General features: G+C 33.4%; 20 protein-coding genes. 14 read left to right on the forward strand and 6 right to left on the reverse strand.

Going from position 1 to position 19,666, the window contains the following annotated elements:
- Positions 1-21: 21 nt before the first annotated feature.
- Entirely contained in the window at positions 22-1,653 is a 1,632-nt protein-coding gene (gene groL / locus NCC77_RS00965; RefSeq protein ID WP_095928620.1) for a chaperonin GroEL, read from the forward strand.
- Positions 1,654-2,105: 452 nt separating this feature from the next.
- The gene (locus NCC77_RS00970; RefSeq protein ID WP_250833982.1) at positions 2,106-3,305 is read left to right on the forward strand and encodes an alkaline phosphatase family protein; all 1,200 of its coding nucleotides are present in this window, start codon (positions 2,106-2,108) and stop codon (positions 3,303-3,305) included.
- Between the two features lie 231 nt (positions 3,306-3,536).
- Here the strand turns inward: NCC77_RS00970 and NCC77_RS00975 are convergent, their stop codons facing one another.
- The 4 genes from NCC77_RS00975 to NCC77_RS00990 form a co-directional block, all read right to left on the reverse strand.
- Complete coding sequence (locus NCC77_RS00975) at positions 3,537-4,376, reverse strand: oxidoreductase (RefSeq protein WP_250833983.1); 840 nt, start codon at positions 4,374-4,376, stop codon at positions 3,537-3,539.
- Positions 4,377-4,468: 92 nt separating this feature from the next.
- The gene (locus NCC77_RS00980) at positions 4,469-5,377 is read right to left on the reverse strand and encodes a helix-turn-helix domain-containing protein (protein ID WP_250833984.1); all 909 of its coding nucleotides are present in this window, start codon (positions 5,375-5,377) and stop codon (positions 4,469-4,471) included.
- 328 nt (positions 5,378-5,705) lie between these two features.
- On the reverse strand, positions 5,706-7,235 hold the full coding sequence (locus tag NCC77_RS00985; protein ID WP_250833985.1) for a SulP family inorganic anion transporter: 1,530 nt from the start codon (positions 7,233-7,235) through the stop codon (positions 5,706-5,708).
- 248 nt (positions 7,236-7,483) lie between these two features.
- Entirely contained in the window at positions 7,484-7,729 is a 246-nt protein-coding gene (locus tag NCC77_RS00990) for a hypothetical protein (protein ID WP_250833986.1), read from the reverse strand.
- Between the two features lie 83 nt (positions 7,730-7,812).
- On the opposite strand from NCC77_RS00990, the gene NCC77_RS00995 reads away from it, so the two are divergent.
- The 4 genes from NCC77_RS00995 to NCC77_RS01010 all read left to right on the forward strand — a co-directional run bounded on the left by NCC77_RS00995 (position 7,813) and on the right by NCC77_RS01010 (position 10,606).
- Positions 7,813-8,895 carry a sensor histidine kinase gene (locus NCC77_RS00995; protein ID WP_250833987.1) on the forward strand — a complete coding sequence of 361 codons (1,083 nt, stop codon included), beginning with the start codon at positions 7,813-7,815 and terminating at the stop codon, positions 8,893-8,895.
- Positions 8,871-9,584 carry a LytR/AlgR family response regulator transcription factor gene (locus tag NCC77_RS01000; RefSeq protein WP_250833988.1) on the forward strand — a complete coding sequence of 238 codons (714 nt, stop codon included), beginning with the start codon at positions 8,871-8,873 and terminating at the stop codon, positions 9,582-9,584. The genes NCC77_RS00995 and NCC77_RS01000 overlap by 25 nt, the downstream gene beginning before the upstream one ends.
- Positions 9,585-9,814: 230 nt before the next feature.
- Complete coding sequence (locus NCC77_RS01005; RefSeq protein ID WP_250833989.1) at positions 9,815-10,087, forward strand: hypothetical protein; 273 nt, start codon at positions 9,815-9,817, stop codon at positions 10,085-10,087.
- A 132-nt stretch (positions 10,088-10,219) separates the two neighbouring features.
- On the forward strand, positions 10,220-10,606 hold the full coding sequence (locus tag NCC77_RS01010) for a hypothetical protein (RefSeq protein WP_250833990.1): 387 nt from the start codon (positions 10,220-10,222) through the stop codon (positions 10,604-10,606).
- Positions 10,607-10,718: 112 nt separating this feature from the next.
- On the opposite strand, the gene NCC77_RS01015 is transcribed toward NCC77_RS01010, so the two are convergent.
- Both NCC77_RS01015 and NCC77_RS01020 read right to left on the reverse strand, forming a co-directional pair.
- Entirely contained in the window at positions 10,719-11,120 is a 402-nt protein-coding gene (locus NCC77_RS01015) for a helix-turn-helix domain-containing protein (protein WP_250833991.1), read from the reverse strand.
- A gap of 66 nt (positions 11,121-11,186) precedes the next feature.
- Positions 11,187-11,624, reverse strand: a complete 438-nt coding sequence (locus NCC77_RS01020) for a DoxX family protein (protein ID WP_250833992.1) — start codon at positions 11,622-11,624, stop codon at positions 11,187-11,189.
- Positions 11,625-11,947: 323 nt separating this feature from the next.
- Between NCC77_RS01020 and NCC77_RS01025 the strand changes: the two genes are divergently transcribed.
- The 8 genes from NCC77_RS01025 (at position 11,948) to NCC77_RS01060 (ending at position 19,664) form a co-directional block, all read left to right on the forward strand.
- The gene (locus tag NCC77_RS01025; RefSeq protein WP_095928610.1) at positions 11,948-12,412 is read left to right on the forward strand and encodes a hypothetical protein; all 465 of its coding nucleotides are present in this window, start codon (positions 11,948-11,950) and stop codon (positions 12,410-12,412) included.
- Positions 12,413-12,985: 573 nt separating this feature from the next.
- On the forward strand, positions 12,986-14,233 hold the full coding sequence (locus tag NCC77_RS01030; RefSeq protein WP_250833993.1) for a TMEM143 family protein: 1,248 nt from the start codon (positions 12,986-12,988) through the stop codon (positions 14,231-14,233).
- Positions 14,234-14,235: 2 nt separating this feature from the next.
- Positions 14,236-14,751 carry a DUF2199 domain-containing protein gene (locus tag NCC77_RS01035; protein ID WP_250833994.1) on the forward strand — a complete coding sequence of 172 codons (516 nt, stop codon included), beginning with the start codon at positions 14,236-14,238 and terminating at the stop codon, positions 14,749-14,751.
- A 45-nt stretch (positions 14,752-14,796) separates the two neighbouring features.
- Positions 14,797-15,261, forward strand: coding sequence for an Mpo1 family 2-hydroxy fatty acid dioxygenase (locus tag NCC77_RS01040; protein WP_250833995.1), 465 nt, complete (start codon positions 14,797-14,799; stop codon positions 15,259-15,261).
- Positions 15,262-15,268: 7 nt separating this feature from the next.
- Positions 15,269-16,162 carry a class I SAM-dependent methyltransferase gene (locus NCC77_RS01045; protein WP_250833996.1) on the forward strand — a complete coding sequence of 298 codons (894 nt, stop codon included), beginning with the start codon at positions 15,269-15,271 and terminating at the stop codon, positions 16,160-16,162.
- A 138-nt stretch (positions 16,163-16,300) separates the two neighbouring features.
- Positions 16,301-18,139, forward strand: a complete 1,839-nt coding sequence (locus NCC77_RS01050) for a TlpA disulfide reductase family protein (RefSeq protein ID WP_250833997.1) — start codon at positions 16,301-16,303, stop codon at positions 18,137-18,139.
- Positions 18,140-18,193: 54 nt separating this feature from the next.
- A complete protein-coding gene (locus NCC77_RS01055) occupies positions 18,194-18,697 on the forward strand; it encodes a hypothetical protein (RefSeq protein ID WP_250833998.1) in 504 nt (167 codons plus the stop codon).
- 106 nt (positions 18,698-18,803) lie between these two features.
- On the forward strand, positions 18,804-19,664 hold the full coding sequence (locus NCC77_RS01060; RefSeq protein ID WP_250833999.1) for a tol-pal system YbgF family protein: 861 nt from the start codon (positions 18,804-18,806) through the stop codon (positions 19,662-19,664).
- The last annotated feature ends 2 nt before the right edge of the window (positions 19,665-19,666 follow it).

The following is a 19,666-nucleotide window of genomic DNA, read 5'->3' on the forward strand; positions in this document are numbered from 1 at the left end:
AAACTTTAAACAAAAATTAAAATGGCAAAAGATATAAAATTTGATATTGAAGCACGTGACGGATTAAAACGTGGTGTTGATGCATTAGCAAATGCTGTAAAAGTAACTCTTGGACCAAAAGGTCGTAACGTAATTATCGGAAAATCATTTGGTGGACCAACTGTTACTAAAGATGGTGTTTCTGTTGCAAAAGAAATCGAATTAAAAGACGCACTAGAAAATATGGGTGCGCAAATGGTAAAAGAAGTTGCTTCTAAAACAAATGATTTAGCTGGAGACGGAACTACAACGGCTACAGTTTTAGCGCAAGCGATCGTAAAAGAAGGTCTTAAAAACGTTGCTGCAGGTGCAAATCCTATGGACTTGAAACGTGGTATAGACAAAGCTGTTGAAACTATCGTGGCTGACTTAGCAAAACAAGCTAAAGTTGTTGGAAGTGACTCAGATAAAATCAAACAAATTGCTTCTATCTCTGCTAACAATGACGAAGTTATTGGTGAATTAATCGCTACAGCTTTCGCTAAAGTTGGAAAAGAAGGTGTTATCACTGTAGAAGAAGCTAAAGGAACTGATACTTTCGTTGACGTTGTTGAAGGAATGCAGTTTGACAGAGGATACCTTTCTCCTTATTTCGTTACAAATCCAGAGAAAATGGAAGTTGAATTAGATTCTCCATATATCTTATTATACGACAAAAAAGTATCTTCTTTAAAAGAATTACTACCAGTTTTAGAGCCAGTTGCTCAATCAGGAAAACCATTATTGATTATTGCTGAAGATGTTGACGGAGAAGCTCTTTCTACATTAGTAGTAAACAAATTAAGAGGTGCTCTTAAAATTGCTGCTGTAAAAGCTCCAGGTTTTGGAGACAGAAGAAAAGCAATGTTAGAAGATATCGCAATCTTAACTGGCGGAACTGTAATTTCTGAAGAAAGAGGTTATACGCTAGAAAATACAACTATCGAAATGTTAGGAAACGCAAAAAGAGTTTCTATCGATAAAGATAACACAACTATCGTAAGCGGTGCTGGCGAAGCTGATATCATCAAAAACAGAGTAAACCAAATTAAAGGTCAGATGGAAACTACAACATCTGATTATGATAAAGAAAAATTACAAGAGCGTTTGGCTAAATTAGCTGGAGGTGTTGCTGTTCTTTACGTTGGTGCAGCTTCTGAAGTTGAAATGAAAGAGAAAAAAGACAGAGTTGATGACGCTTTACACGCAACTCGTGCTGCTGTAGAAGAAGGAATCGTTGCTGGTGGTGGTGTTGCTTTATTAAGAGCTAAACTTGCTTTAGCGGACTTAAAAGCAGACAATGCTGACGAAGCTACTGGAATCCAAATCGTTTCTCGCGCGGTTGAAGCTCCATTAAGAACTATCGTTGAAAACGCTGGTCTTGAAGGTTCTGTTGTTGTGGCTAAAGTTTCTGAAGGTTCAGGTGATTTTGGATACAACGCAAAAACTGACGAATATGTAGATATGCTTACTGCTGGAATTATCGATCCTAAAAAAGTAACTCGTGTTGCATTAGAAAATGCTGCATCTGTTTCTGGAATGATCTTAACTACAGAATGTGCATTAATTGATATTAAAGAAGAAAATGCTGGAGGCGGAATGCCAATGGGAGGCGGAATGCCAGGAATGATGTAATTCATTCTCTTCTTAAAAATTAAAAGCGCTAGATTTACTTCTAGCGCTTTTTTTGTTCGCCACGAATTCACGAATTATATTTTCAAATCTGTGTGTTTATTTTTTGCCACAGATTTCATTGATTTAATGGATTTTCCAAGCTTTGTCTATAATTTTTTTCACGCAGATTTTACTGATTTTGGCAGATCTATGCAGATTAAAATTTAAAAAATCTGCTTAAATCTTTTTTAAATCTGCGTGAAAATTTACTCCTAAAGATTTCGCAGATTTTATTTTAATCCTTTTAATCTGTGTAATCTGTGGCTAACAAAATAGATACAGATTATAAAAAATAATTCGTGAATTCGTGGCTATTCTCAATGGTCAAATCGTGGCTATCTTTTTATTTAACATTCTCTTTTTCTTTAAAAAATCTGTTATCTCTACCTTTGCAGGCATAATATATTCAAAAAATGAAAAAGTATTTTACTTCACTCCTATCTTTAGTTTTTCTTTCTCTTTCATTCGTTTTACAAGCCCAAAATAGCAAAGACAATTATGTTGTTTTAATTTCGATGGATGGTTTCCGTTGGGATTATGACAAAATGTATAATCTTCCGAATCTGAAGCAAATTGAAAAAGAAGGCGTTCATGCCAAATCAATGAAACCTTCTTACCCAAGTAAAACTTTTCCAAATCATTATTCCATTGTAACGGGACTTTACCCAGATCATCACGGAATCATCAATAATGTTTTTTACGATGCTTCTTTGAATCAATCTTTCTCATTATCTAGTAATGCTAAAAACGATTCGAGATTTTATGGCGGTAATCCGATTTGGAATTTAGCGGAGCAGCAAGGTGTAAAAACCGCTTCTTTCTTTTGGCCAGGTTCTGATATTGACAAAAGAAATCCGAGTTATTTCAAGAACTACGATGGTAAAGTTCCATACGGCGCTAGAATCGATACGGTTATGAAATGGTTACAGCTTCCAGAAAAGCAACGTCCGCATTTGGTTACTTTATATTTTGACGAACCCGATCATACGGGCCATAATTTTGGTCCGCTTTCGCCAAAAACCGAAAAAACAGTAATCAAAATGGATTCGATTATGGGCGAAATATCGAGAAGATTAGATCAATTGCCTATTGGGAAACAAATCAATTTAATTATCGTTTCAGACCACGGAATGGCCACTATAAGTAACGATAAAAAAGTAGCGGTTTTAGATTATTTAAAACCAGAATGGCTAGGATATAAGGATGTTGTCAATCCAATTATGAGTTTGCAGGCAAAACCAGGCTATCAGGATTCTATTGCCAATGCTTTGAAAAAAGTGCCTCATATTAAATTTTGGAAATCGACAGAAGTTCCGAAGAGACTACATTACGGAACAAATCCACGTGTGCATGATTTCGTTATAGAAGCCGATAAAGGTTGGAGTTTAGTAAGCAAAGAAAGCACACATATAAATGGCGGAACGCATGGTTATGACAATGAAGAAAAAGACATGCATGCTATTTTTTATGCAAAAGGCCCTGCTTTTAAAGTTGACAAAACAGTAAAAACATTTCAGAATGTTTCGGTTTATCCTTTAATTGCTCATATTTTAGGTCTGCAAATTGGCGAAATTGACGGGAAGTTAAGTGATGTCAAATCGATGCTTCGCTAATTAGAGAATGAGGCAATTAGAAAATTTGATAATTAGAAAATTCTTGAATTAAATAATTAATTGAATTGCCTCCAGCTAAAGCTGGAGGCAATTCAAAAAAAAACAAATTCGCACAGTATATATCTGTAGAGATACACTGCGGTGCGTCTCTAAAGATATACATGATGTAAAATCATTTTCTAATTGACAAATTTTCTAATTATCAAATTGACACATTATCAAATTAGCCCATTAAAAACCAGTCGAAACCGAAACCGATTTCCATCCTTCTAATTCTTTCTGAACACTTGCTATTTTTTGATTTGCCATATTAAAAGCATCTTCACCTAAAAATAAATGTAAAGGCGGATTTTGGTCCTGACTTACTTTAATTAAAGCTTCAGCCAATTTAACTGGATCTCCTGGCTGATTTTCATTGATGTCGTCTTTATGAGCACTTTGAGACTGTCTCACTTCTTTATACTCCGCAATTGGATTTTCTGGCACTAAAAGCGAGCTGTCTTTTAAGAAATCGGTTCTAAAATAACCTGGATAGACAATTGTAGCATGAACTCCAAAAGGCTTAATTTCTGTTGCTAAAGATTCCGTTAGGCCTGCAACCGCAAACTTAGTCGAGCAGTAAATTCCCCAACCAGGAAATTCTCCATAATATCCTCCAACAGAAGAAATATTAAAAATATGCCCCGATTGATTGGCACGAAGAATAGGCATTGCATTTCTAATTACATTTAATAATCCGAAAACATTTACTTCGTAGTTTTTTCTAGCTTCTGCATCTGTTAATTCTTCTAAAGCTCCTAATAATCCGTAACCAGCATTATTGACTAAAACATCGATTGTTTTAAAATGGTTTACGGCTCTATCAATTGCTGTTTTTACACTTTTTTCATCCACTAAATCCATCTCAAGAGGAAGAAAATTTTCTGATGCTTTTCCTAATGCTACACTTAAAGAAGCTTCATTTCTTGACGTTGCAGCCACTTTAAAACCCTCTGCTAATAATTTTTTAGCTAACTCTAATCCAAGTCCTTTTGAAGCACCTGTAATAAACCAAACTTTGTTATTTTCCATGATCTTAAATTTTTACGTTTATAATTACAGGACAAAGGTATTGGCAAAGTGCTTCTTAAAAATTAAAGCAATCAAGTAAGAAGTTGCAAAAATCAATCAATTTCTGCTAATCGATAGTTTTTAGGAGAAACCTGAACATTTTTTTTGAAGAAATTAATAAAATGGGACAATTCTTCAAAACCTAAACACCAAGCAATTTCATTAATATTCCAATTGGTTTGTTTTAAAAGAATCATCGCTTCCTGAACAATTCTTTCCGAAATGATCTGAGAAGTTGTTTTTCCTGTTGTTTCTTTTAACGCTTTATTTAAATGATTCACATGTACATTTAACTGATTGGCATATTCTGACGGCGAACGAAAATTAATTTGCTGTGAAATGGATTCTACAGGAAATTGTCTTTCTAATAATTCTAAAAACAAAGAAGAAACTCGAATTGTAGCATTCGATTTACTATATAATGAAGCAGTTACGGTTTGTGTTTTTAATGCTAAATGAATAATTTCAAAAACCAGATTTCGAAGCACATCATATTTAAAAGCATAATCAGAATTGATTTCTTCGAACATTTTTAAATAAATTGTTTTTAGAGATTCTGCTAATGCTGCAGAAACAGGAACAACAGGATTCCCGCCTGGCTGAAATAATGGATATTCTTTTAGATTGCCAAACTGACTAAAAAATGCATCTGTAAAAATACAGAAAAAGCCCGTTTGATTTTCATCAATATGCTCCCAACTATACGGAATTTGTGGATTTGCAAAAAACAAGGCTTGATCTTCAATCGTTACAATTTTATCTGCATAATGCACTTTGTTTTTACCAATGATTAAACTTATCTTATAAAAGTCTTTTCTGGTATAAGGCAATGGATTGCAAGTACTTCCAATATATTCGTCTAGCTTAAAAACATTAAAATGTCCGATCTCCTTTTTAAGATTCTCGGGCATTCCTTTTATTTTTACTGTATAAAAGTCTTCTAAAGTTTCTGTCAGTTTCATTTGGCAAAGTTACGAAAATCAAATTATTCTAATTAGATAATTTTAGAATGTGCCAATTAGAAAATTAGAAAATTTGATGATCAACTGATTGTCACCCTGAGCGAAGTCGAAGGGCGTTCTAATTAGCACGTGGGCTTCGACTTCGCTCAGCCTGACAAAAACAGCAAACCCGACAGGTTTTAAAACCTGTCGGGTTTAATTTTTTGAGATACTTTGTGTAGACGCACTGCAGTGCGCCTCTACAGATACACGTCTCCAAAATCATTATCTAATTATCTAATGGACACATTCTCAAATTATCTAATTATCAAATTGCCCCATTTTCTAATTAACTAACCACTTTATATGTCGGATCTTCAATAACATTAACATTTATAACCGCATCTGCATTTTTGAGTAATTGCCTGCAGTCTGGGCTTAAATGCTGCAACTCTACTGTTTTATTTAGCTGATTGTATTTTTTTGTCAGATTATTTAAAGCTTCTATTGCCGACATATCAGAAACTCGACTTTCTTTAAAATCTATTATAATATGATCCGGATCGTTCTGAATATCAAATTTTTCTAAAAAAGCAGCAGTTGAACCAAAGAATAATGGACCATAAATTTCGTAATGTTTTACTCCGTTTTCATCTATATAATTTCTTGCGCGAATTCGTTTTGCACTTTCCCAAGCAAAAACCAAAGCCGAAATAATTATGCCAATTAAAACTGCCAAAGCCAGATTATGCAATACAATCGTGATTAAAGCCACTAGAATTCCAACAAAAATATCATGTCTTGGCATTTTATTGATAATCTTAAAACTAGCCCATTCAAAAGTTGTAATGGCAACCATCATCATCACTCCAACTAAGGCCGCCATGGGCAGTTTTCCAATTACGGGCGCTCCAAAAAGTATGATAATCAAAATGGTTAGAGAAGCAATAATTCCCGAAAGTCTGGCTCTAGAACCAGCTCCAAGATTTACCAATGTTTGTGCAATCATTGGGCATCCACCCATTCCGTAAAAAAAGCCGTTTAAGATGTTCGAGCTTCCTTGCGCAATACATTCTCTATTGCTGTTTCCTCTTGTTCCTGTAATTTCATCAACTAAATTCAGCGTAAGCAAACCTTCTGTTAAACCTACAGCCGCAACAATTACCGAATATGGGAATATCACTTTAAAAGTCTCAAAAGAAAATGGAATATTCGGAATATGAAACGGAGGAAATCCGCCTTGAACCGATGCGATATCTTCTACCGTTTTAGTTTCAATATTAAAAACAATGACCAAAGCAAAAACGACCATAATAGCTACTAAAGATGCTGGAACCGCTTTTGTAATCTTTGGAAAAATCAAAACAATTGCAATAGTCAAAGCCACCAAACCTAACATAATATAAAGAGGAGTTCCCTGAAGCCAAGAAACCTGACCGTTCACCATGGTTTTAAACTGTTCTAGCTGCGACATAAAAATCACAACCGCCAAACCGTTTACAAAACCAAACATTACGGGCTGCGGAACTAATCGAATAAATTTTCCAAGTTTAAAAAGTCCGATACAAATTTGAACCACGCCGCCCAATGCGACTGCGGCAAAAACATATTCTATTCCGTGCGATTTCATTAAGGCAATCAAAACAATTACCGTTGCCCCTGCACCGCCTGAAATCATTCCGGGTCTTCCTCCAAAAATAGCCGTAACCAATCCCGCAATAAAAGCAGCATACAACCCAACCAACGGCGGAAATCCAGCTAAAATAGCAAACGACAGCGATTCTGGAATCATAGTCATCGCCACAGTTAAACCCGCTAAAATTTCGTTTTTGTAATTGACTTTCTGGCTAAAATCGAAGAGTTGGAATGCTTTTTTCATGGGCACAAAATTAGAAAAATAATATGCAAAAAAGCACAAACCTTTTCGTATTGAAAAAGCAGTAATGATAGGATAATTTAAACAGCTTTATTAAGTTAGCTGTTCTAAAAGAAAAAGTAAAATCGAAAGTATAAAACCGATCATTTCTGTATTTAATTTTAAATTAAAATATTATGCAAAATACTTACAAAAAAAGCAAATACAGCTGCGTATTTTCACCCGATTTAATTTTTGATGGTTTTAAAACATTATTCCAATCTTACACAAGTATAACCTAAACCTGCAACATGACTCGCAACATTATCGTATTGCAAATCAATGCCTTCAATTCTTAATATCTTATCACAATCTTCCAAATCAAAATTAATTTTGTATTCTGGAAACTGCTTTTGCATCATGGTTACCACATAGTCTCGATCAGATTCTTTCTGAACATTTGTTTTAAAAATTTCCACGACCATATCGGCATCTTTTAATTCTTTAAACTGGTACATTTTTATTTTTTATTAAAAAGAGATTAGAAATTCGAATTCAAAAATAAAGGAGAAGTCCCTATTTTAACAGCAATTTTATACCAATGGCGTATGATTTATACGAATGGCGTTGGTATAAATTATTCCTGATAAATGCCTACAAACTATACGATTGTATTATTTTTGCCGCTATGACAATTGCAAAAATCTACCAGAACTTTTTTCTACGAAACCTAATCGTAAACACACTTGTTTATTTAGTTATTTTCGCCTGTATTTACGACGAAGTCAAACTCGACGGACATAGCTGGTCTTATATTCTGGGTAAAATTGCCATGGGCTATTTTCCTTGTATTGTCTGGATTACGATCTTTAATATCTGTATTATTAAGCCTTTTTTATTTCATAAAAGGTTTAAAATCTTTTTTACGCTTCTTGCCATTTATTGGACTTGTTTTTATTTCTTCATGAACTGGTTCCTTCCGCTTGTAGAGTTAGGAAATCTAAAAACCCTTCAGATCGTATCTTTAATCATAAATGGATGTTTCTTTTATTTCCTGCATATTGTTATTAGCAAAAAAATGAGTCAGGCCGATAAAGACATTATGAATTTTAAGTCTGAACTTTCGTTTTTAAAACAGCAGCTGAATCCGCATTTTTTACTGAATGCAATGAATAACCTTTATGGCGAAGCCCTTGCAGAACCCGACAAAGTTCCTGATCGAATTCTAAATCTTTCAGAAATGCTGCGCTACCAAATTGAAGCTTCTAAAAAGGATTTTGTTTCAATGGAAGAAGAAATCGCTTTTATTAAAAAATACATCGAATATTATACCTTTAGAAACGAAAGACTGGCCGTAAAACAGAACATTGAAGGTCTGCACGGTCAAATCGAAATTCCGCCTTTGTTTTTTCTGCCTTTGGTTGAAAACGCTGTCAAGTTTTCTGCCGAAACAGTAGAACCGTTTATTAATCTGGATTTGAAAGTACAATGCCGAGGCGTTATTTTTACCTTAAAAAACAATTATCTCGATTCGGGTTCGCGACTTTCGAGCACAGGAATCGGAATTGAAAATCTAAAAAGACGTTTGGAAGTTTATGGCTTAAAACACAATTTAAGCTGTAAAAAAGATAAAAATATATTTACCGTAAAATTGACCATATGGCACTTACCTACCGCTGTCTGATAATTGATGACGAATCGCCGGCACATAAGGCCTTGATTTCGCACATCTCCAAATTTGACGAACTGGAACATTCTGGAAGCGCTTTTAATGGTATGGAAGCCATAAAACTGCTCAACGAAAACCAATACGATATTATTTTTCTCGACATTAATATGCCTGTAATTTCGGGTGTAGAATTAATGGAACTGCAGCCCAAACGCCCAATTACGATTGTAACAACGGCTTATTCTGATTTTGCGCTTTCGGCTTACCAAAACGATGCGATAGATTATTTAATGAAACCCATTTCGTTCGATAAATTCTCAAAGGCAATAGAAAAAGCCAAAACGTATCATTCTGGAAATAATCTTAAAAAAGAAAACAGCACCGACGAAAAAGTGCTTTCTTACCGCTCGAACGGACACGTAATTGAAACACCTCTTTCTGATATTTTATACATAGAAAGTCTAGGCAATTACATGAAATTGTACAACTGCAAATTAAAATCTCCTATTGTCATTTACGGTTCGCTTGCGAGTATAAGCGCCGAAATTGATTGTGCACATTTCGTACAAGTTCACAGATCTTATATTGTAAATACAACCAAAATTTCTGCTGTTACTACTAAGAATCTTACGATGTCTAACGGTGATATTATTCCTGTGGGAAGGAAGTATCAGATTTTGTTAAATAATTTGTCAATGAGATAATCTTTTTTTAATGAGATAATTTGTCAATTTGGATAATGAGATAATTTTTGAAAAGCTCAACTTTTTTAGGTTGGGCTTTTTTGTTTTTTAAGGGTTTGTAAAAATGCGTAAAAGTACTTGGTGATGAGTTTTTATTTATTGAATTACGGTTTTCCATAAAACCTACAGCTCCACTATTAAGATATTTGTTTTAATCTTTTATCAAAAACATAATATTAAAAAATTTAGCTATGAAAAAAACTTACCTAATTGGCTATGATTTAAATAAATCTGGTCAAGATTATAAAACTTTAATAGAAGAAATTAAAAAATTAGGAGATTGGTGGCATTGTCTTGATAGTACATGGATAATAAAATCAGCATCAAGTGCGTCTATAATTAGAGACCATTTAAAAAAATTTATTGATAGCAATGACAGACTATTAGTTGTCTGTCTTTCAGGTGAAGGAGCTTGGACAGGTTTTTCTGAACAATGCTCAACATGGTTAAAAAATAATCTTTAATTTAAATTCAATTATTTCTTAATTATTCCCCTAACAAGCGCGAGCGTCTCGCTCGGGAAATCAAAGTATTTCTAATATATTTGCGTGAGCGAGACTTTCAAGCTAACAAGATCAAATAAATACATCCCAAAAATGAATAAAATTATTATTGTATTTTTAATATGCGTTTACAATTTTACCAACGGACAAGAATTAAAATCCCATTCTTTTATAAAAAAAGAGTCTAATATAGTAGACAGAGAACAGGAAACAGAAATTACTATAACTGACTCAGAAATCATATTAAAAAATTACGCAAACAATAACACAAAAGATCTAATAAGAATAATTGAAAGATCAGAAATGAAACCCTACAATGGAATAAATTGTATTTGGTACTATTGTATTTCTGCCGAAAAAGATCTTTTTAGAGGAGGCTATAGAAAAAGCATATTCATCTATGATAAAGTGGGCAAGAATATAGTTTTTGCAGATTTTGCCTCTGAAATTGATGTATACTGGACAAAGTTTCTAATATAAATATTTTTTCTCTTACCAATACCCACTCAAACAAATTCTTAAAAGAAGAAACAAAAAAAGAGACTTTCTCACAAAAGTCTCTTTTTCCATTTTTATATTATTCTCGAAAATATTATTTCTCCTTCAACAACTTCTCTAAATACTCCACTTTTTCCTTCTCCGCTTGAACCAAACGCTCATAAAGTTCTACAACTTTATCTAAAGGATTAAATGAGCAACTATTATTTTGACCAAATGCACCATTACTATTTGCAAAATTAGGCTCGTTAAAAGTATTAAAGTAATTGAATACTCCTTCATCACTAAAATTCTTAATAGTTTCTACAGAAACCCCTAAAGCTTCGGCAATTTTAGTTAGTCTTTCATCATCAATGTTTTCACTTCCTTCAAGAGTAGAAACATATTGCTGGCTCATACCAAGGGCAATCGCTAGCGCTTCTTGTTTCATACCTCTAAACTCTCTAATTCGGCTGATATTTCTGCCAATATGTTTTGGTTTTGTTGCTGTGCTCATAATTCAAAGATATTTAAAATTCTTTAATTTTTTTTAATTTCAAGAAATCTCTTACTTTAAAAAAAACTAAATATTTTGCTCTCCGTATTTCTTATTTCTAAACAACGCTGCAAGTGCCCCAGTTGACCATAAAGCCAGGAAAATTAAAACGGGTTGAAAAAACAAACGTATTAAACGCGCCTGATCTGTGTCGAGTCCAAAGGCAGAAGTTCCGTTTAGGTATTGTGCTATATTTCCTGGGAAAACTAACACGTAAAATATGGCCAGCGTTATTCCGACTTTCACTTTGTATTGGGTTAAAAATACCATTGCCAAACCTAAAGCAATTTCGACAATTCCAGAAAGTATAACTACCAAATCTTTGTCCAGAGGAACCCAATTGGGAACCTGTGCCTGAAAATCTGTTCTCTGAAAAGTAAAATGTCCGATAGCAGCTGTTATCATAAACAATCCCAAAAATATTCGAATAAAATTTTGAAGCTTTGAAGTTTTTATATGTTCCATATCTAATTATTATTTTTTTAAATGAACTTTCTACCAAATTTACAAGAATTAAAGTGAGATTTTTTCTATATTTTTAATATCATTTTTGTTTAATAACCATATCATCTTATTTTAATTGAAAATAAAAAATGATTTCTTTCGTTTTTGTCATCGCCTAATATTGTTACCGAAACTATTTTTTTCCTGCCTCTAATCCTCTCTCAAAATATACAAATTTGCAATTTTGTTAATTCTTTTCTTAAAAAAAGTATAGATTAAAGTAACTTTTCCTACTTAATTCTTTAAATTCGCCGCCAACCAACCCCTAAGCTATTTAATAACCAATGTCCATTTTTAATCTTTTTAAAAGATCTACTGTAAAATGTCCAAGATGCCTTGGAAAAAGATTTGTTGATTGGGATGATATCCGCCGTTTAAACCGACAATTGAAATGGGTTCCCGCACCATGCGCCTATTGCGATGCAACAGGAAGAGTCCCAAAAGAAATGCTTTCAAAGGTTTCTGTCGATTGTATGTATCTCACAATCGATTTACCAGAATCTGTAATCGAAAAAATAAAAGAAGGCGATCCTGAAACAGTCGAAAAAGGAAAGCTACGCGAACTTTTTGTAGATCATCTTATACAATATTCAGAACATCATTACCTTACAGAAAATCTTGATGCCGAAAGCATTGCCAATTTGTATTTAAAATTTGAGGCAGAAAAAGCTCCTTTTGCTGTAACCAAAGAAGAATTAATAAAATACATTCAAGGCGTAATCGAACTAAAGAAAACGGTGTTACAATAATATTCGCGGCTCAGCTACTCAAAATCTACAACCGTTTACAAAAACAGGTAAAAACACCTATAGCCACCATTTTATTTAGTGGTAATATTGCGGTAAATAATTTTTAGTTTCTAAAAAAGCTTCTAGAGAGCTTCTTAATTTTTTGTCACTTTTTTTTTGGAACAGAAAGTGGAATTTCAAATCGCTGGTACCGATTGGAAATTTCACTTTTTTTTGTTTTTAACTGTGATGTTTTTTTACCGCAAAGTGCGCAAAGAATTTACGCAAAGTTCACAAAGTTTTTTTTTTGAAAAGCTTGTGAAGACTCAAAGCTTTATCTACACAAAGCTTTGTCCACTTTGCGTAATTCTTAAACACAAAGCACACAAAGATTTTTTTAGAAAACCAAGAAGGAAAGCTTTCTTTGCGAACTCACAAACCTATTATGCATCACTTAAAAAACTTGGCGAACTTTGCGTAAATTCTTTGCGCACTTTGCGTTAAAAAACACGATCTTTAATCCAAAAAACTTTTCAAAATCAAATTTCAGGCTGTACTTTTGCGTTCTGTAAATGCCACGAAATTAAAGTCCAAATGACTAGAGAACATTATATTCCATTCAACAAAGAATTCTTACTGGAACAGCAAATCGCAGCTTTTGCTGAAAATCCAGAAAAGGTTAGCGATTTTAAGAAATTGTTCGAAATTATCGAACATTATTATCATTACGAATCTTTTAATCTTAATCGAAATCTAAAACAGCATTACGCGCTTTACGATCCAGATTTAAGCGAAAAAGAACGTGAACAGTTTATTAATAAAAGTGATTTTCCTGTTTTTAAAGAAACGCTTTTAAAGGTTTTAGAACGTGGAAATTATTATAGAATTGACCAAGAAGCTTTAGACGAAGCCTTTAATGAATCTGATTTGGTGGGCCTGAATCTTGCGATCGATTTTAACGCTTTTAAAGATTTTGAACTCTACGCACGCGGGCATCATAAAGCAAAAGAAAAAGTCAAAAAATACTTTTTCTGGACCAAAGAAGTGGAGATTGAATATTACGATCGTGTTCTCATTTACCTCAATTACAGCGATGCAGATTACCTCAAAGAAAAGAAAGTCAAATTGGGCAAAATGCCAATCGATCCAGGTTCTATTGCATTAAAGATCTTTAAACGCGTTCCTAAGAATGATCTCGAAACGGTTTTCCCCAATGCTATTCCGAAAATGTCTCTGAAGGATAAATTATTGCTTTGGGTTCCGGGTGTTTTTGGTGGACTTTCTCTATTAAGCGCCAAAGTGATTCCTGCTTTGATTAATATGTACGAAGCTTATCAAACGGGCGAAACAATTGATCTCTTAAACAGTAAGACGTCCTTAAATCAAGGTTTAATTGCATTGGGAATCTTAGGAGCGTATTGTTTCCGTCAATACAATAACTTTATAAACAAAAAAATCCGATATTCTAAAACACTTTCAGACAGTTTGTATTTTAAGAATGTTGGTAACAATAGCGGCGCATTTTATTCTTTATTAAATTCTTCTGAAGAAGAAGCTTTGAAAGAAACGATTCTTGCCTATACTTTTTTGCACGAAAGTGAAAAATCTTTAACTGCCGAAGAGCTAGACGATAAAATAGAATCTTGGTTTAAAACCAAACTAAATACCGATTTGGATTTTGATGTAAACGATGCTTTAGCAAAACTAAAAAGCATTGGTTTAGGAATAGAAACTAACGGAAAATGGAATGTCATTCGACTCAATGAAGCACTTGTTGCCATTGACGAATTATGGGATAATGTTTTTCAGTATAACCAGAAAGTTGATTCTTTAAAAAATTAAAAATGTATACCTACACATGTTCTTGCTGCGGAGAGGTCTTTGATGAAATGCCTTTGTGTTTTGGAAATGAATTTCCTGCTTATTATTTTTCCATTCCGCCCGAAGAAAGAGAACAAAGAATTGAATTCGGAGGAAGCTGGTGCTACATCGATGAAGAACATTTTTTTCATCGTGGCAGATTAACCATTCCTATTCTAGATTATCATGAAGATTTGGTTTTTAATGTTTGGACAACGATAAGTGAAGATAATTTCTGTGTGCGAATGGAATTATGGGAAGATCCAAATCGAGTAAATCAAGAGCCTTATTTTGGTTGGATGCAAACCAATGTGCCTACTTATGGCAAAACTATTTCGCTTAAAACAATTGCAATCGAACAAGGTTTAGGATTAATTCCCGAAATAAAAATGATTGAAGAAAATCATCCTTTGATGCTAGATCAAGAAAACGGAATTACATTAGAAAAAGCCATTTCTATTGTCGATGAAATAATGAAAATAGAGCACGGTAAAACCTAAAAGAAATTTCATTAGATTTACGCATCTAACCTTAAAACCACAAAAATGAGAACATTAGATCAATGGTTTGCAGAATATGCCGTAAGTCATCAGAACCCAAAAAACAAAGCGATACATTATATTTGTGTACCTGCTATTTACTTTTCGATCGTTGGTTTACTTATGAGTATTCCGAGTACGATAATCTCTCATACCTTACAATTAAATGCACCTATTATTGAAAATTGGGCATTTCTGGTTTTGCTTTTTGTTCTCGTTTTTTACATCAGATTATCGATTGCCATGGCTGCTAAAATTGCCATTTTTTCTATGCTTTGCTTAGTTGTCAATTATTACATCTCGCAATTGGTTCCATTATGGATCTTCTCGATTGGTGTCTTTGCTTTGGCATGGATTGGACAATTTTACGGGCATAATATCGAAGGTAAAAAACCTTCATTCCTTAAAGATCTTCAGTTTTTATTGATTGGTCCAGCTTGGGTGGTAGAGAATTTATTTTCGAAGAAATAAAAGCAGAATGAAAGCTGCAAAAACAAGTAGAACGGCCCAATATATGGCCTTCTTTAGAGCATTGGAAACTAAACGGAATGCGAACGAAAGATTGTTTTCTGATCCTTATGCCATACATTTTATAGACTTTAAGCTGAGACTTGCAGTACGTCTGTCTCAATTTCCTTTTTTTAGGAAATATATCAATGGCATCATAAACAAAAAGATTCCAGGAGCTCTTTCTTCTGGAATTGCAAGAACAAAATATATTGATAGTCTACTGGAAAATTCGATCTCCGAAGGCGTAAAACAAGTCATCATTTTAGGTGCCGGATTTGATACTAGAGCAATTCGTCTTGATGCACTAAAATCGATTCCCGTAATAGAAATCGACCATCCGAATACTTCAAATTTTAAGGCTGAAATCCATAAGAAACGTATCGGTAAAATTCCAGAAAATGTGGCTTTTCTTCAAATTGATTTTAATAAAGAAGATCTAAATCAGCTGGCATTAAAACACAATCTCGACTTTTCAAAACCTACCACGATAATCTGGGAAGGTGTTACCAATTATTTAACCGAAGAAGCGGTAAAAAGTACTTTTTCATTTATTTCAAAATTTGCCCACAACAGTCAAATTATTTTTACTTACGTACATAAAGACATCCTTCAAAATCCTGATGCTTTTTTAGGAGGAAAAAAATTGTTAGAAGATCTTAAAAGCATAGAAGAACATTGGACTTTTGGTTTACTTCCTGAAGAAGTGCCTAGCTTTTTAAATCTGTTTGGAATTAAACTTTTGGAAGATTTGGGAGCCGATGAATACCGCGAAAGATTTCTCCCCGATCGCTCTGAAAAAGGTTACGAATTTTATCGGACTGCAATTGGCATAAAAGAACCCCATTTTTCTTCTACGATCTAACTTATTTTTTGATTGTTCTGAAACTATTCTATGTTTTTTATGCTAACATTTTCTTAATAAAAATCGTACAAAGGCAACATTGTATAATTTAGCATTCGTTAAAATTTAAGAAATCATCAATCAAAAAACCAAAAACAAATGAAAAAAACCATTCTTTTAGTCCTCTTTGCAATCTTTAACACCGCTTTTTCTCAAAGTGGGAAAGTCTATTTAAAAAACAATAAGTTCAATGTAGGCAAACCCAATACCTATATTTACGAACCACCGCAAGGTCTTGTTATAGAAGAAAATGCTAAAGCCAATGTTTTGTACGCTACTCCTGACGAATTTTCTAATGATTTAGTTTCTTTAAAAAAGGACGGAAAACGTTATGAATTCACCACAAAAGTTTCCGATTCGGCTAGAGTGCTTATGGTAGCTATAAATGATCTGCACAAAATTGCTGACAGCAATAAAGACCAAGGCTATTCGGTATTACTGAAAACACAAAATGATATTGAATTAGGAAAATCGCTGATGAACCAAATTTTCATGAGAAATTATGGGAATCATTTTTTAAACCTAAAATTAGATACCAAAAAAGAAAATGTTATTGCCGCTTATGACGCTTTATTTGCAAAATATCCAAAACTAAGAGTAGACAAAGATGCTGTAAATTATTTGTATTTAAAGAAGTCTCTTAATGCCGAAGAAGGCCAAAAAGAGCTGCTTGCTTTCGCTTCAAAATGCATCGAAAAAAACAAAGAAGAATATTTAACTCTTGCTTACAATATCTTTCAAGGCAGCAATAAGCCCGACGAAACTGAAAAACTCGGAAAAGAAATTTCGGCTAGGTATCCTACAGGTAAACTTGAAAAAATGTTTTTTATGCGAAGCTTCTACGATCAGCCTAATAAAACGGAGGCTTCGATTATGGAAAGCATGAAGACTTATAACGCCAAGTTTAAAGATATTTCAGCAGAATCTTCGAGAACTTTTTATCGCGCTTTACTAACGGTATATTTGGAGAATGGACAATATGAAAAGGCAATTGCATTAGAACCACACTTAAAAAACGCTAGTGACTTGTACAACGACTTTGCTTGGGGCAAATCGGGAGGAGATCTAACTACACCCGTAAAAGATCTAGATTTTGTTGTAAAAGTATCTGAGAGAGCAATGTATTTGCTTGAACAAAGAAATAAAGAAAGCTTTTATCCTGCATATAAAGAGTCGTTTAATATGTTTGCAGACACTTATGCCCTTTTGCTTTACAAACAAGGCAAATATGAAGAGGCGTTTAAATATCAAAGTGGCGTTAAAGAGAATAACGGTTTGGATTCTGGAGGAAAAGACCGCTATTTGACCATGATGGATAAGGTGAAAAGCAAAGACGAAGTAAAAGCTTATATTGATGACGAAATTAGTAAAGGCAATACATCGTCAGTATTTCTGGCTAAACTAAAAGAGATTTATATCGAGAAGAAATTGCCTCTTGCAGAATTTAATGCCATTGAGCAAAAAACAGATGCAAAAGCAAAAGAGAACAAAAGCAAAGATCTAATTGAAAGATTTGGAAGTACGAATGCAATTGATTTTACCTTAAAAAATCTAGACGGAAAAGAGACTAAACTTTCTGATTATAAAGGTAAAGTGGTCGTTCTTGATTTTTGGGCAACTTGGTGCGGACCATGCAAAGCTTCTTTTCCGAAGATGCAGAATTTAGTGACTAAATACAAAGGGAAAGATGTTGCTTTTTTGTTTGTAAACACTTGGGAAAATGGCAAAGAAGAAGACATATTTAAAAAAGTTTCTGCGTATATCACTGATAAAAAATTTGACTTCAACGTTGTTTTTGATTCAAAGACAGAGGTAGTTACCAGTTACAAAGTAAACGGCATCCCGACTCGCGTTGTCATTGACAAAAACGGAACTATTCTGGCTTACGATTATTCAAATACCGATATCGCAGCAATTATTGATGAACAATTAAAATAAGTATTCTCTTATTTTTAAAATAAAATGTACATTTGATATACCAAAACTAAATTTATGATACAGTTAATTTGGGCGATAGTAAACATTGCCACAGTATTAGGGCTTGTCATTTTTTGTACAAAAACGGCTTCAGAAATTCGCAACAAAATTAGCCTTTCAGCTGCGATTCTTTTTTCTTTTTTTGCTTTATCTTTTATCACAAGACCTAGCAAAGAAGAAAAAGATAAAAAATTTGAATTTGAAAATAGGGAAACCAAAACGCAGTCTTTAAATCATAATAACTATTTTTCAAATATTATTCTTGAAGAAGATCTCCTTTCAAAAATCGAATTGTATGCTAATTCCGATGGCGAAAATGCTACTTCAGCAATGATTCGAAGAACTGGATTTGTTTGTGGTACAACATGGTCTACACAGTACATTATTATAAATAAAACAGAAAAGAAAAACAGCTTTCAATATGAGGTTGGAGGAACTAGAAAATGGATGCTTCTTGGTATAGAAGTATACTCAGAGTTAAAAGACTTTAAAGGCTCAGGCGAATTTAAGTCTTTATAATTTTCTTTAATCTAATTCATTTCTAAAAAAATAAAGGGCAAAGAAGAATTTTATCTTTTTGTCCTTTTTTATTTAAAAAACACTACAAAAAAATTCAACCTATAAAATGAAAAATTTCATTATCGCTATTACTTCTTTAATTTTACTTTCTTCTTGCAAACAAACAGCTAATAAAAGTGTTTCTGGCAAAGCAGAAATAAAAAAAGACAGTGTTAAAGTTGAAGATGGTGCCAAAACAGCACAATCAGATTCTAACTTATTAGAACAGTTTTCTAAAAACAAAAATGAAGTGGTTCTCCAATTAAAATCATTACCCAATAGAGAAGCTGCCAATGCATTGTATGAAAAATATTTTGAAGCAAATGGCACTTTATTGCAAGAGATCGCCACAAAAGAATCTGGAGTATTGGATAAGTTTTATAATGAAGACGAAGCCGACAAAAAAGCGGTTAAACTTTTGGGCGAAAGACTTTCTAAACATGAATTGGAATTTTCTGAAATTGGAGAAGGATATGTTGAAATAGATCCGCTTCATGATTTCTATTATAAGATCTTCAAAGATTATGTAACGAATGATTATAAAGATTATTTGTACTTAAAGAGTGAAGAAAATAAGTCGCTCTATTCTGCAGATGCAGGACTTGTAATCTCTTTTAAAGATTTGGGCGATCGAATCATTTCGTGGGAAAATTTTATGGCCAAATACCCGAACTCAAAATTAATTCCATCTGTAAAAGAGCAATACAAAAGCTATCAAATGGATTATCTGGTGGGTCAAGACAATACGCCCACAGCCGAAAGGTCTTCAGACGAAAAATATATTTATCCAGAAAACATTCAGGAATTTAATCGTTTCTTGAAAAAATATCCAAAAAGCCCAACGGTTCCTCTAATCAATTTGTTTCTAGAGAACTTTAAGAGTGAAACTATTTTTGATATTTTAAGTGCTGAACAAAGTAAACTGTAAAG

Origin of the sequence: Flavobacterium tyrosinilyticum (genome assembly GCF_023656565.1) — a bacterium.
Classification (GTDB): domain Bacteria; phylum Bacteroidota; class Bacteroidia; order Flavobacteriales; family Flavobacteriaceae; genus Flavobacterium; species Flavobacterium tyrosinilyticum.

Bases quoted from the DNA above. Each gene is read 5' to 3' on its own strand.
- NCC77_RS01020 (WP_250833992.1), bottom strand. From the start codon at position 11,624: ATGGAACATATAAAAACTTCAAAGCTTCAAAATTTTATTCGAATATTT.
- NCC77_RS00990 (WP_250833986.1), bottom strand. From the start codon at position 7,729: ATGTACCAGTTTAAAGAATTAAAAGATGCCGATATGGTCGTGGAAATT.
- NCC77_RS01010 (WP_250833990.1), top strand. From the start codon at position 10,220: ATGAATAAAATTATTATTGTATTTTTAATATGCGTTTACAATTTTACC.
- NCC77_RS01005 (WP_250833989.1), top strand. From the start codon at position 9,815: ATGAAAAAAACTTACCTAATTGGCTATGATTTAAATAAATCTGGTCAA.
- NCC77_RS01040 (WP_250833995.1), top strand. From the start codon at position 14,797: ATGAGAACATTAGATCAATGGTTTGCAGAATATGCCGTAAGTCATCAG.
- NCC77_RS00970 (WP_250833982.1), top strand. From the start codon at position 2,106: ATGAAAAAGTATTTTACTTCACTCCTATCTTTAGTTTTTCTTTCTCTT.
- NCC77_RS01060 (WP_250833999.1), top strand. From the start codon at position 18,804: ATGAAAAATTTCATTATCGCTATTACTTCTTTAATTTTACTTTCTTCT.
- NCC77_RS01050 (WP_250833997.1), top strand. From the start codon at position 16,301: ATGAAAAAAACCATTCTTTTAGTCCTCTTTGCAATCTTTAACACCGCT.
- NCC77_RS01030 (WP_250833993.1), top strand. From the start codon at position 12,986: ATGACTAGAGAACATTATATTCCATTCAACAAAGAATTCTTACTGGAA.
- groL (WP_095928620.1), top strand. From the start codon at position 22: ATGGCAAAAGATATAAAATTTGATATTGAAGCACGTGACGGATTAAAA.
- NCC77_RS01035 (WP_250833994.1), top strand. From the start codon at position 14,236: ATGTATACCTACACATGTTCTTGCTGCGGAGAGGTCTTTGATGAAATG.
- NCC77_RS01015 (WP_250833991.1), bottom strand. From the start codon at position 11,120: ATGAGCACAGCAACAAAACCAAAACATATTGGCAGAAATATCAGCCGA.
- NCC77_RS00985 (WP_250833985.1), bottom strand. From the start codon at position 7,235: ATGAAAAAAGCATTCCAACTCTTCGATTTTAGCCAGAAAGTCAATTAC.
- NCC77_RS00995 (WP_250833987.1), top strand. From the start codon at position 7,813: ATGGCGTATGATTTATACGAATGGCGTTGGTATAAATTATTCCTGATA.
- NCC77_RS01025 (WP_095928610.1), top strand. From the start codon at position 11,948: ATGTCCATTTTTAATCTTTTTAAAAGATCTACTGTAAAATGTCCAAGA.
- NCC77_RS01055 (WP_250833998.1), top strand. From the start codon at position 18,194: ATGATACAGTTAATTTGGGCGATAGTAAACATTGCCACAGTATTAGGG.
- NCC77_RS01045 (WP_250833996.1), top strand. From the start codon at position 15,269: ATGAAAGCTGCAAAAACAAGTAGAACGGCCCAATATATGGCCTTCTTT.
- NCC77_RS00980 (WP_250833984.1), bottom strand. From the start codon at position 5,377: ATGAAACTGACAGAAACTTTAGAAGACTTTTATACAGTAAAAATAAAA.
- NCC77_RS01000 (WP_250833988.1), top strand. From the start codon at position 8,871: ATGGCACTTACCTACCGCTGTCTGATAATTGATGACGAATCGCCGGCA.
- NCC77_RS00975 (WP_250833983.1), bottom strand. From the start codon at position 4,376: ATGGAAAATAACAAAGTTTGGTTTATTACAGGTGCTTCAAAAGGACTT.